The sequence below is a fragment of the Frisingicoccus sp. genome (genome assembly GCA_016298055.1).
Taxonomy (GTDB): Bacteria; Bacillota; Clostridia; order Lachnospirales; family Lachnospiraceae; genus Frisingicoccus.
In genome coordinates, this window is record JAEDDO010000007.1 from 18,636 (window position 1) to 31,306 (window position 12,671).

Here is a 12,671-nt window from a genome sequence, read left to right on the forward strand (position 1 = left end):
TTCTAATACGGCTGCAAGGGGCTGTCAATCCATTTCTTTCTTGATTTCCCCCATTGTAAATGCTATTATATTTCATGTATTTAACTAATCTTATGATGAAAGGACTCAAAAAAATGACTGTAAATGAGAAAGCATTAAAACTCCATGAAGAATGGCAGGGTAAAATTGAAACTGTTTCCAAATGTCCTATTAAAACCCGCGAAGATCTGGCTCTCGCATACACTCCGGGTGTTGCTGAACCATGTAAAGTCATTGCAGATAACAAAGACGCTATCTACACTTACACAAGTAAAGCAAACACTGTTGCTGTTGTTTCTGACGGTTCTGCTGTCTTAGGTCTTGGTAATATCGGCGCTTATGCTGCTATGCCGGTTATGGAAGGTAAAGCTGCACTTTTTAAAGAATTCGGTAATGTCAATGCTGTTCCAATCTGTCTGGATACTCAGGATACAGAAGAAATCATCGAAACGGTTATTCGTATCGCACCGGCTTTTGGCGGTATCAATCTTGAAGATATTTCCGCTCCCAGATGTTTCGAAATTGAATCCAGATTAAAAGAAGTTCTCGATATTCCTGTTTTCCATGATGATCAGCACGGAACGGCTATCGTTGTTCTCGCCGGAATAATAAACGGACTTCGTCTTACCGGCAAAAAGAAAGAAGAATGCCAGGTTGTTGTCAACGGCGCAGGTTCTGCCGGAATTGCTATTACCCGACTGCTTCTCAATTATGGTTTTAAACATGTAACTATGTGTGACCGTTTCGGAATTGTTTCTGAAAATTATCCGGATTTGAACTGGATGCAGAAAGAAATGCTGAACTATACAAATCTTGAAAATAAAGAGGGCACTCTCGCAGATGCCTTAAACGGTGCGGACATCTTTGTCGGTGTATCCGCTCCCGGAATTGTTTCAGCCGAGATGGTCGCTTCTATGAATAAAGATGCGATCATGTTCGCTATGGCAAATCCTGTTCCTGAAATCATGCCGGATATTGCCCGTGCTGCAGGTGCAAGAGTTGTTGGAACCGGACGTTCGGATTTCCCAAATCAGATCAACAATGTTACTGCTTTCCCAGGTATTTTCAAGGGTGCTCTGGAAGGCCGTGCACGTCAGATTACTGAAGATATGAAACTGGCAGCCGCAACCGCACTTGCAGGCCTTGTAACAGATGAAGAACTCTCCGAAGACTTCATCATGCCGGATCCATTTGATCCACGTATCGTTGATGTTGTCGCAAAAGCCGTAAAAGATCACATTGAAAACTAAGATGATTACAAGTTATAGTGAGGCGATTCAACATTGGAAAGGGAAACCTTACTATTCTCTCAATGTCCGCCTCCTTGAAAAATTTGGTATAAAATTACGTAAAGTCGCCTTAAACGGCGGCTTTACCTGCCCGAATCGGGACGGTACTCTCGGAACAAAAGGATGCATTTTCTGCAGCGAAGGCGGTTCCGGTGATTTTGCCGCAGATACTTTACCGCCTCCACAGGAAGATACTGCATTTATCGCCTATTTTCAATCTTTTACAAACACTTACGGTTCTGTCCATGAATTGGAAAGATGCTACATGAATGTTCTGAACCATCCCAATGTAGCAGCACTGTCCATCGGTACCCGGCCGGACTGTCTTCCTGATGATATCATTGGACTTCTGGAAAGGCTTAACCGGATAAAACCAATCTGGATCGAACTTGGTCTTCAGACGATGCATGAACCTACTGCCCGCTTTATCCGAAGAGGCTATCCATTGGATGTCTTCACTGATTCACTCCAAAAACTTCAGCAGGCAGGAATTGAAACCATCGTTCATACAATCCTTGGTCTTCCCGGTGAGTCTGTGGATGATATACTGGAAACACATCGTTTTCTGGCGCAGCAGCCTATCCAGGGAATAAAATTACAACTGCTGCACATTTTAAAAGGAACGGATCTGGACGAACTCTATAAAATCCATCCTTTCCATGTACTGTCTCTGGAAGAATATACAGACTTGATCATTCGATGCATTGAACTTCTTCCGCCGGATATGGTCATCCACCGGATTACCGGTGACGGACCAAAACAGTTGCTCACCGCTCCTCTCTGGAGTGGATATAAAAAACAGGTTCTAAATAGGATCCACCATGAATTTAAAGTAAGAAACACCTGGCAGGGACGACTTTACACTCCCTGACCTTACTCACCCGATACTTTATGAAAGGAATATGCTATGATTGCCGATCCAAACACATTATACAAATTAATGATTCTGTATATTCTGAATGCTTCCGAATTTCCTCTGACGAATTCTCAGGTATGTGAGTTTCTTCTGGAGAACGGATACACAACTTACTTTACGACTCAGGCTGCCATATCGGATTTAATTGAAGCTCAGTTCATCTCTGTCCGGCAGAGAAATAACAGCTCCTATTATCAGCTGACACCTTCCGGTCTGGAGACTCTGGAAGCTTTTTCCTCCTCCATCTCCGACGGAATCAAAGCGGATGTTAAGTCATTTCTTGAAGACAAACATTACACGCTCCGTCAGAATAATGAGATTACCGCCACCTATCTTCCAAAGAAAAATCAGGAATTTGAAGTGGATCTTTCCCTGAAAGACGGAAAAGAAACTTTAATTAACCTTCAGATCAATGCACCTACAGAACTTCAGGCTGAATTAATGTGTGATCACTGGCAAAAAAAAAGTACGGAAATTTATAATTATCTTTTAAATTCACTTTTAGCCAAAAACAAAGGTCCGGAAAACTAATCTTCCGAACCTTTTTTTCTTAACGATCCCATTTATCACAAAGATTATTGATCTGATCTGCAAATTTCGCCAGATCCTTATTCGCTCCGCCCTCATTATGCTGGATCACTGTCATCAGGCGGCGTCCTGCAGCAACAAGACGTTCAAATACAGAATTTGCCTTCCGTGCAGCAGCTTTTTTCGATTTGCGAACAGGTACAGCTTCCACAACACAGCTGTTGTCCACCAGATCAAAACTTGTTCCACTGTATGGAGCAAACGCATCATACCCGTATTCATGTTTCAGACAGTCTGTAAATTCATCACAAACCGAAGCTTCTCCATGTACAACGAAAACTTTATCCGGTTTACGTTTAAATCCCTGAAGCCAGTTTAATAATCCCTGTTTATCCGCATGACCGCTGATACCCGCAAGCTGCTCAATATGAGCAAAAACTTCAATCGTCTCGCCAAAAAGTTTGACTTCCTTAGCACCTTCAACAAGTGCTCTTCCCAATGTTCCGTTGGCCTGATAACCCACAAACAATACGGTACATTCCGATCTCCACAGATTATGTTTTAAATGATGCCGGATACGTCCGGCCTCACACATACCGGATGCAGAAATGATAACCTTCGGACGCGCATCAAAATTGATAGCTTTGGATTCATCGCTGGATACAGATGTTTTTAATCCAGGGAATGTAATCGGATTGATTCCCTGCTTCACCAGTTCCATAGCTTCCTCGTCGAAACATTCGTAAATATTCTTATTAAATATGGTTGTTGCCTCGATAGCAAGAGGACTATCCACATAAACTTCAAAATTATCGTGCCCCTTCACACGTCCTTCCGCCTTGATCTGACGTATAAAGTACAGCATCTCCTGGGTACGTCCCACAGCAAATGAAGGAATGACCACATTGCCGCCCCTGTCAAAGGTCTCCTGAATAATGCGGCTCAATTCACCCACATAATCCGGTCGTGTCTGACCATGTGAACGATTCCCATAGGTTGATTCAATAACAACATAATCCGCCTCATCGACAGTGGATGGATCTTTGATCAGCGGCTGATCTGTATTGCCCACATCACCGGAAAAAACAATCTTCTTCTGAATACCATTCTCACTCACCCATATCTCGATACATGAAGAACCGAGCAAATGTCCCACATCCGTAAAACGTACCTGTATTCCCGGACATATATCCACAATCTTCCCATAATCACAGCCGGCAAAATGTGTGAGAACACCTTCTGCATCTGCCATCGAATACAGCGGAACGACTTCCGGCTTTCCTGCTCTTCGTCCCTTTCGGTTTTTCCACTCTGCTTCAAATTCCTGAATATGGGCACTGTCACGCAGCATGATCTCACATAACTGCTTCGTTGCATTGGTCGCAAATACAGTTCCCCTGAAGCCTTCCGCGTATAAAAGCGGAAGAAGGCCGGAATGGTCAATATGTGCGTGCGTCAAAAAAACATAATCAATTTCTGCCGCAGCTGCAGATACCGGCTGATTTTCAAAAAAATCTTCTCCTTGTTCCATTCCATAATCAATAAACATCTTGTGTCCGCACGCTTCCAGATAATGACAACTTCCCGTCACTTCATGAGCAGCTCCTGAAAATGTTAAACGCATAAATATCCCCCATTTCATACTACTATCATATACGAAATGGAGGATAAATACCATAAATTTTTTATTAAATTTCCGAATTTAATGCATATTGTTCAATCAATTCCCAAATTTCATCTCTTCCCTGCTTACTAACGGCAGAAAAAGGAATAATCGGAGTGCCTTCTGTCACATTTAAGCCGACTTTAATCTGTTTGATATTCTTCTGAACCTGACTGCGTTTTAATTTATCTAATTTTGTCGCAATGATGACCGGATTAAATCCCTGATCGACGATCCATGAATACATATGCTTATCATTTGCGGAAGGCTCATGGCGGATATCAATTAATAAAAATACAAGTCTGAGCTGTCTGGATGTATGAAGATAGCGCTCAATCATTGTTCCCCACTTAGCCTTAATCGCCTCAGACACTTTTGCATATCCATATCCAGGTAAATCTACAAAATATATTTCCTGATTAATATTATAAAAATTAATCGTCTGAGTCTTTCCCGGCTGCTGAGAAGTTCTCGCATAAGACTTCCTGTTCATTAAACCGTTAATCAAAGATGATTTTCCCACATTAGATTTTCCGGCAAATGCTACTTCCGGAAGGGTATTCTCCGGAAGCTTACTTGTAATACCACAGACTGTTTCAAGATTAACATTTTTAATAACGTGCATAAATTCTCCTTTACTCACACTCAGTCTCTTGTGACGCCACCGTTTGTGTATCTTCCTCTGGTTTTTGCGGCATATGAACCAACGCTGTTTTTAATACATCGTCCATTGTATATGCATATACGATGTCCATTCCCTGATAGATTTCTTTTTCCATCTCTTCAACATCCCGACGGTTCTTTTCCGGGACAACAACCGTTTTAATCTTTGCCACTTTTGCAGCCAGAAGTTTTTCTTTAAGCCCGCCAATCGGAAGGACACGGCCTCTAAGTGTAATCTCACCCGTCATCGCAACACTTGCTTTAACTTTGACACCTGTGATGGCAGAAATCATAGCTGTAGCCATCGTCACACCGGCTGACGGACCATCCTTCGGAACAGCCCCCTCAGGAATGTGGATATGAATGTCATGTGTATCAATAAAATCCTCAGGAATGAAATATTCACTGCTCATAGATCGTATAAAACTGATGCCTGCATGCGCTGACTCTTTCATAACATCACCCAGCTGTCCTGTCAATTCAAATTTTCCCTTACCCGGAAGAACGTTCACTTCGACAGAGAGTGTATCACCGCCCACGCTTGTCCATGCCAGACCACGTACGATACCGATTTCATCCTTTGTATTCGCCTCATCAAAAATGTATTTCTCTTTTCCAAGATACTTCTCCAGCGTTTTGATGCCGATCTTAACATTTTTCTTGTCTTCTTCCACAATCTCTCTTGCCGCTTTTCGACATATATCACCAATGCGTCGCTCGAGATTTCGAACACCGGCTTCTCTTGTATAATTCACGATGATTTTATCTAATGCCTTGTCTGTAATGGAAATCTGACTCTTTTTAAGGCCATGGATCTTTATCTGCTTTGGAATGAGATGCTCTTTAGCGATATGCATCTTTTCGTTTTCTGTATAGCTGTTGACCTCAATAACCTCCATACGGTCTAAAAGCGGTCTCGGAATCGTCGACAATGTATTCGCAGTTGCAATAAAGAGAACTTCTGATAAATCTACAGGAAGTTCAATATAATTGTCTCTGAATTTGGAATTCTGTTCCGAATCCAAAACTTCAAGCAGAGCAGAGAAGACATCACCTTTATGGTCATTGCTCGCTTTATCCACTTCATCCAACAGCATAACCGGATTTTTTACTCCTGCATTTTTCAGAGCCGCAGCAATACGTCCCGGCATAGCACCCACATATGTTTTTCTGTGTCCGCGGATCTCTGCTTCATCACGTACACCGCCAAGGCTGATACGGACATATTTTTTATCAAGTGCTCTGGCAACAGAACGGGCAATTGAACTTTTACCTGTTCCCGGAGGTCCCACAAGACATAAGATTGGACTCTCACCTTTACCTGTAAGCAAACGAACAGATAAATATTCCAGAATACGCTCTTTTACTTTTTCAAGTCCGTAATGATCTTCATCAAGCACCTTTTGTGCCGCTTTCAGGCTGACCTTCTCTTCATCCTTCTTATCCCACGGCATCGCCAGCAATGTTTCTACATAACCACGGATCACACCGTTTTCGGAAGCCATATTCGCTGAATTGCGGAACCGCTCAATTTCTTTGTGGATCTTTTCTTTCACCTCATCACTGGCTTCAAGAAGCTGAAGCTGTGCCTCAAACTGATCCGCATCTGTCTGATTAGAGTCTTCTCCTAATTCTTCCTTAATAACTTTTAACTGTTCTCTTAAAATATATTCTCTCTGATTTTTATCCACCCGTTCTTTCACTTTCGCCTGAATCTCGCGGGTGATCTGGATCATCTCAATCTCTTTATTCATAAACTGAGCCAGCTGTTCGAAACGCATCTGAAGATCAATTGCTTCCAGACATACCTGACGCTGTTTATAATCCATAGGAATATTCGTGCACAGCTGATCTACAAGCTTCAGCAAATCTTCTTCTTCAAGAAGCTGACGCACAAGTTCATTGCTGAAATTTTTATTCTGCATAGCATAATTTTCTAAAAGCTCATGCAGATATCGGACATAACCGGCCTGCTGTACTTCGTCGATCTCACAAATAACTTTATCATAAACCGTAACTTCAGCCTTGAGCATCGGTTCTGTCATGATCAGGTTATCCAGATGGGCTCTGTAAACACCTTCTACCATGATTCGCAAGGAATCTTTTGACAATTTTACAATCTGCTTGATCTTTGCCACTGTTCCAAATTCATAAAGATCGTCTTTCTGAGGATTCTCCTCATCCGGATCTCTCTGAGTCAGCAGAAAAATATTCTGATCTTTTAACATAGCCGCTTCGATCGCTAATTTTGATTTACTTCGGCTCACCTCAAAATGAACAATCATATTCGGAAGTATCGACAAACCTCTTAAAGCTATCACCGGAAGTTCCATAATTATATCATTCATCTTTCGTATCACTCTCCTGTAATGAACTAATAGGGCTGTACCCATAAGGTACAGCCCCTGCATTCAAATCACTCAGGCAATCTCGCCGCTGCTCTTTGGAACAGCTTTCCTATTGCCGGACACCCGTTTTACAGGTGTCTTTTCTCCATAAGTAAGTACCGGTTCACCCTTTCCATCTACCACATCCTTTGTGATAACGCAGGAATCCACCATCTCTTCGGATGGAAGCCGATACATAATATCCATCATCGTCTCCTCAATAATCGCACGAAGACCTCTGGCCCCGGTCTTCTGCTCGAAAGATCGTCTTGCGACCTCACGAACCGCTTCCTCATCAAAGCTCAGATGTACACCATCAAGTTCAAATAATCGCTGATACTGTTTAATCAAAGAACTCTTTGGCTCAGTCAATATGCGTACAAGTGCATCTTCATCAAGAAGATCCAGTGCAACACATACCGGAACACGTCCAACAAATTCAGGAATCAACCCAAACTTAACCAGATCTTCAGGCAAAGTTTTCCGGAACAATTCTCCGATATTCTTCTCCTTTTCTGTCTGCTGAAGCATAGAATCAAAACCGATACCTTTCTGACCAATTCTTGACTGAATGATCTTATCAAGACCATCAAAAGCGCCTCCGCAGATAAAAAGAATATTCGTTGTATCCAGCTGAATAAATTCCTGATGCGGATGCTTGCGGCCTCCCTGAGGCGGCACGGATGCAACCGTTCCCTCAAGAATCTTTAATAATGCCTGCTGTACACCTTCACCTGAAACATCGCGTGTTATTGAAACATTCTCAGATTTTCTTGTTATTTTATCAATTTCGTCAATATAGATAATGCCGTATTCTGCACGCTCTACATCATACTCGGCTGCCTGAAGAAGCTTGAGAAGAATATTCTCTACATCTTCACCGACATAACCTGCCTCTGTCAAAGTTGTAGCATCCGCAATGGCAAAAGGCACATTGAGCATCTTTGCCAATGTCTGAGCCAGCAGAGTTTTACCTGAACCTGTTGGTCCGATCAAAAGCACGTTACTTTTCTGAAGTTCCACGTCCGAATCTTTGTCTGCCATAATACGCTTATAATGATTATAAACCGCTACTGACAATGCTTTCTTTGCATCATCCTGTCCGATAATATAATCATCCAGGAAAGCCTTGATCTCCATAGGCTTCAACAGACATATGCCTTCAGCAATATCTTCTTCTTCTTCAAACTCTTCAGTAATGATCTCTGAGCAAATACCTACACATTCATCACAGATAAATGCCCCGGGACCTGCAATTAATTTTCGAACCTGATCCTGAGTCTTATTGCAAAAAGAACATCTTGGAACTTTTTTATCTTCCACACGTCCTGCCATTATGATACCTCCGGCCTTTCATTATATCATCTGCTGACAATTACTCTGTCAATAAGTCCGTATTCTTTAGCTTCCTGGGCTGTCATATAGTTATCACGTTCTGTATCCCGTGCAATGACTTCCAGTGGTTTTCCCGTATTTGCTGCAAGAATTTCGTTTAATCTCTGTCTTGTCTTTAAAATCTGCTCTGCCACAATATTGATCTCTGTAGCCTGTCCCTGAGCACCGCCGGATGGCTGATGAATCATAATCGTTGAATTCGGCAGCGCCATACGTTTTCCTTTTGTTCCTCCGGACAGAAGGAAAGCCCCCATGCTGGCAGCCATACCCATACAGATCGTTGAAACATCACACTTGATGTACTGCATGGTATCATAAATAGCCATACCTGCTGTAACGGAGCCGCCCGGGCTGTTAATATAAAGACTGATATCTTTTCCCGGATCTTCAGACTCTAAAAACAATAACTGAGATACTATCAGATTTGCAGAAACATCGGTAACTTCCTCGCCGAGAAAGATAATGCGGTCTTTCAAAAGACGTGAAAAAATATCATAGGAACGTTCGCCTCTGCTTGTCTGTTCAATGACATAAGGTACTAAACTCAATTTTACTCCTCCTAATTAAAGTCGGGCTGATTATTTTTCAACTGCTGCGTCAGTAATAATTTCAAGAGCTTTCTGTGCCGCATAATCTTTACGAACATCTTCTTCAATAAGCTCTTTAACTTTTGCCGGCTCCAGCTTCCATGCTTCAGCCATTCTGTTAACTTCTTTATCAATATCTTCTTCTGTTACTTCAATATTCTCAGCAGCAACGATAGCATCAAGAACAAGACGGTTCTTAATATTTGCCAATGCCTGTGGTTTGAACTGTTCAGCTAACTGAACCGGTGTCATACCTGTATACTTGAAGTAAACATCCATGCTTAATCCCTGAGAAGAAAGCTGCTGAGCGTACTGATTCATCATATCATCAACACTCTTCTGAACCATTGCATCCGGAATATCCATCTTTGCACTTCCGACAACAACGTCCATAACCTTCTGCTGTTTTTCAGCATTCGCTGTTTCTGCTTTACGTTCAGCAAGACGTTTCATAAGGTCTTCCTTAAACTCAGCAAGTGTATCAAAATCAGAGATATCCTGTGCAAATTCATCATCTACTTCCGGATATTCTTTTGTTTTTACTTCATGAACTTTAACTTTGAATAAAGCTGCTTTACCTGCAAGTTCTTCTGCATGGTATTCTTCCGGGAATGTAACGTTAACATCCACATCTGCATCTGCTGCTGCACCTACTAACTGTTCTTCAAATCCCGGAATGAAGGAATTGGAACCAAGAACGAGCGGATAGTTTTCACCTTTACCACCTTCGAATTCCACACCATCAACAGAACCTACATAGTCGATCACAACTGTATCACCATTCTCAGCAGGACGTTCTACTGTGATTTCTCTGGAGTTCTGATCCTGAAGTCTCTTAATTTCAGCTTCAAGTTCTTCTTCTGTTACTTCTGTTTCAACTTTTTCAATTTCAACACCCATGTACTGTCCAAGTTCAACTTCCGGTCTTACAGCAACTTCAGCTGTAAAGATGAAAGGTTTTCCTTTTTCTACCTGTACAAGTTCGATGGATGGGTAAGAAACGATATCAAGACCGGATTCTTTTACTGCATCACCATATACCTGCTGAATCAGAGCATCTGCTGCTTCTTCATAAAAAATTCCTGCTCCATAAAGTTTTTCGATAAGAGCCTGAGGTGCTTTACCTTTTCTGAAACCCTGAACAGAGATCTGATTTTTATTTTTATTATAAACTTTCACTGTTTCAGCAACAAATTTCTCAGCTTCCACTTCAATTGTAAGTTTTGCCATATTTTTCTCTAATTTTTCTACCTGTACACTCATGATATTTCTATTCCTCCTTATAATAATTATACCAACTCGTCTGACGAATCCGTATACTATATGCATGAGAGCATTCTTGCGCACTTTAATCTATAGTATATAATAAGAAAAGTCATCTGTAAATAGGCGATTTTGAAATTTTCGCGTAAGGAAGCTGCGCAGTTTCCACCGGTTGCCGCACAGCTTCACATCAAATGCTATTTACTTCAAGGCAGTATTCCTGCTTTTTCTTTTTATAAAGTTACCTGAACCTTCTCTAAATGCCAAATGTCTCTTACATACTCTTCAATTGTACGGTCTGATGTAAATTTACCCGAATTTGCCGTATTGAGCATCGCCATCTTCGCCCAGCGTGCCTTATCCTGATAAGCTTTGTTCACACGCGCTCTTGTTTCTGCATAAGATCTGAAATCTTTCAGCACAAAATATGGATCCAGACGGTTGTTGGAAGGTCCGATGAGTGAACACTTGATTTTTTCGAACGTTGTCTTGTTTCCGTTACTGAATGTACCGTCCACTAACTGATCAAGAACTTTATGGATATCCGCATCATTATCGTAAATAGCTACCGGATCGTATCCCCCATTTGCCTCGTAAGCCATAACTTCTTCTGAAGACATACCAAAGATAAAGGCATTCTCCGCGCCAACTTCCTCAACAATCTCCACATTGGCTCCATCCATTGTTCCAAGTGTGACTGCACCGTTAAGCATAAATTTCATATTGCCTGTACCCGAGGCTTCTTTACTTGCTGTAGAAATCTGTTCAGAAACATCGCTGGCTGCGAAAATAATTTCTGCATTGGATACACGATAATTTTCAATAAATACAACTTTAATACGTCCGTTAATATCCGGATCATTATTTACAACATCCGCTACACTGTTAATCAAATGGATTATTTGTTTTGCGACTTCATAAGAAGCTGCCGCCTTCGCACCAAAGATATAGGTTGTCGGATAAAATTCCATCGAAGGATTGGCTTTTAACTGATTATACAGACTGATCACATGAAGAATATTCAGCAGCTGACGTTTATACTCATGAAGACGTTTGACCTGAACATCAAAAATAGAATTCGGATCCACATCAATATTATTATGTTCTTTAATGTATTTTGCAAGACGCAGCTTGTTCTGATATTTGATATCCATAAATTCCTGCTGTGCCTTCGGATCATCTGCATACTTTTCAATACCCTTGATCAGAGAAAGGTCTGTGATCCACGCATCTGTTCCGATCTTTTCTGTCACCCATGAAGCCAGAAGCGGATTACCGTGAAGAAGGAATCGTCTCTGTGTGATTCCGTTTGTCTTATTATTGAACTTCTCCGGCATCATTTCATAGAAATCTTTAAGCTCACGCTTTTTCAGGATTTCTGTATGAAGACGTGCAACACCATTGACGGAAAATCCTGCTACAATAGCCATATTTGCCATTCTTACCTGACCTTCATAAAGCACCGCCATGTTGCGAATCTTGCTGTAGTCGTTCGGATAACGTTCTTCAACCTGAATGAGGAATCGACGATTGATTTCCTCAACGATCTGATAAATTCTTGGGAGCAGACGCATAAATAAGTCTACCGGCCATTTTTCCAAAGCTTCTGCCATGATTGTATGGTTTGTATAAGCACAACAGCGCGTTGTAATATCCCATGCTTCATCCCATTCAAGTCCTTCTTCATCCATAAGAATACGCATCAGTTCAGGAACCGTAACGGTCGGATGGGTATCGTTTAACTGGAAACATACCTTTTCCGGCATCTTTTTAAGATCATCATGTGTCTCTTTATATTTCTGTACAGCCTGCTGAACACTGGCAGAAACAAAGAAATACTGCTGTTTCAGACGCAGTTCTTTACCACTATAATGACTGTCATTCGGATAAAGCACGTCTACAATATTTCTGGCCAGATTCTCCTGCTCAACGGACTGACGATAATCACCCATGCCAAACTTT

At 41.6% G+C, this 12,671-nt stretch carries 10 protein-coding genes; 3 read left to right on the plus strand and 7 right to left on the minus strand.

Translation table 11 applies throughout. The annotated features are described in order from the left end of the window. Window positions 1–113 precede the first annotated feature (113 nt). The 3 genes from QZZ35_RS01515 to QZZ35_RS01525 are packed head-to-tail and all read left to right on the plus strand — an operon-like array spanning window position 114 to window position 2,754. The gene (locus QZZ35_RS01515; protein WP_291235842.1) at window positions 114–1,268 is read left to right on the plus strand and encodes an NAD(P)-dependent malic enzyme; all 1,155 of its coding nucleotides are present in this window, start codon (window positions 114–116) and stop codon (window positions 1,266–1,268) included. 1 nt (window position 1,269) lies between these two features. Continuing rightward, on the plus strand, window positions 1,270–2,178 hold the full coding sequence (locus QZZ35_RS01520) for a TIGR01212 family radical SAM protein (protein WP_291235843.1): 909 nt from the start codon (window positions 1,270–1,272) through the stop codon (window positions 2,176–2,178). Between the two features lie 36 nt (window positions 2,179–2,214). Continuing rightward, on the plus strand, window positions 2,215–2,754 hold the full coding sequence (locus tag QZZ35_RS01525; RefSeq protein WP_291235844.1) for a DUF4364 family protein: 540 nt from the start codon (window positions 2,215–2,217) through the stop codon (window positions 2,752–2,754). 19 nt (window positions 2,755–2,773) lie between these two features. Here QZZ35_RS01525 and QZZ35_RS01530 read toward each other — a convergent pair whose 3' ends face one another. The 7 genes from QZZ35_RS01530 to QZZ35_RS01560 form a co-directional block, all read right to left on the minus strand. Beyond that, window positions 2,774–4,375 carry an MBL fold metallo-hydrolase RNA specificity domain-containing protein gene (locus QZZ35_RS01530; protein WP_291235845.1) on the minus strand — a complete coding sequence of 534 codons (1,602 nt, stop codon included), beginning with the start codon at window positions 4,373–4,375 and terminating at the stop codon, window positions 2,774–2,776. Window positions 4,376–4,439: 64 nt separating this feature from the next. After that, a complete protein-coding gene (yihA, locus tag QZZ35_RS01535) occupies window positions 4,440–5,039 on the minus strand; it encodes a ribosome biogenesis GTP-binding protein YihA/YsxC (RefSeq protein WP_291234954.1) in 600 nt (199 codons plus the stop codon). Window positions 5,040–5,049: 10 nt separating this feature from the next. After that, entirely contained in the window at window positions 5,050–7,425 is a 2,376-nt protein-coding gene (gene lon / locus QZZ35_RS01540) for an endopeptidase La (RefSeq protein WP_291235846.1), read from the minus strand. Between the two features lie 72 nt (window positions 7,426–7,497). After that, window positions 7,498–8,799, minus strand: coding sequence for an ATP-dependent Clp protease ATP-binding subunit ClpX (gene clpX, locus QZZ35_RS01545; protein WP_291235847.1), 1,302 nt, complete (start codon window positions 8,797–8,799; stop codon window positions 7,498–7,500). A gap of 26 nt (window positions 8,800–8,825) precedes the next feature. Next, complete coding sequence (gene clpP, locus QZZ35_RS01550; RefSeq protein ID WP_291235848.1) at window positions 8,826–9,407, minus strand: ATP-dependent Clp endopeptidase proteolytic subunit ClpP; 582 nt, start codon at window positions 9,405–9,407, stop codon at window positions 8,826–8,828. 30 nt (window positions 9,408–9,437) lie between these two features. Continuing rightward, window positions 9,438–10,709, minus strand: coding sequence for a trigger factor (gene tig / locus QZZ35_RS01555; protein ID WP_291235849.1), 1,272 nt, complete (start codon window positions 10,707–10,709; stop codon window positions 9,438–9,440). Between the two features lie 233 nt (window positions 10,710–10,942). After that, the coding region (locus QZZ35_RS01560) for a glycogen/starch/alpha-glucan phosphorylase (protein WP_291235850.1) at window positions 10,943–12,671 on the minus strand (1,729 nt) is incomplete at its 5' end.

Coding starts and splice junctions, on each gene's coding strand:
- QZZ35_RS01515 (WP_291235842.1), top strand. CDS start 114: ATGACTGTAAATGAGAAAGCATTAAAACTCCATGAAGAATGGCAGGGT.
- QZZ35_RS01520 (WP_291235843.1), top strand. CDS start 1,270: ATGATTACAAGTTATAGTGAGGCGATTCAACATTGGAAAGGGAAACCT.
- QZZ35_RS01525 (WP_291235844.1), top strand. CDS start 2,215: ATGATTGCCGATCCAAACACATTATACAAATTAATGATTCTGTATATT.
- QZZ35_RS01530 (WP_291235845.1), bottom strand. CDS start 4,375: ATGCGTTTAACATTTTCAGGAGCTGCTCATGAAGTGACGGGAAGTTGT.
- yihA (WP_291234954.1), bottom strand. CDS start 5,039: ATGCACGTTATTAAAAATGTTAATCTTGAAACAGTCTGTGGTATTACA.
- lon (WP_291235846.1), bottom strand. CDS start 7,425: ATGAATGATATAATTATGGAACTTCCGGTGATAGCTTTAAGAGGTTTG.
- clpX (WP_291235847.1), bottom strand. CDS start 8,799: ATGGCAGGACGTGTGGAAGATAAAAAAGTTCCAAGATGTTCTTTTTGC.
- tig (WP_291235849.1), bottom strand. CDS start 10,709: ATGAGTGTACAGGTAGAAAAATTAGAGAAAAATATGGCAAAACTTACA.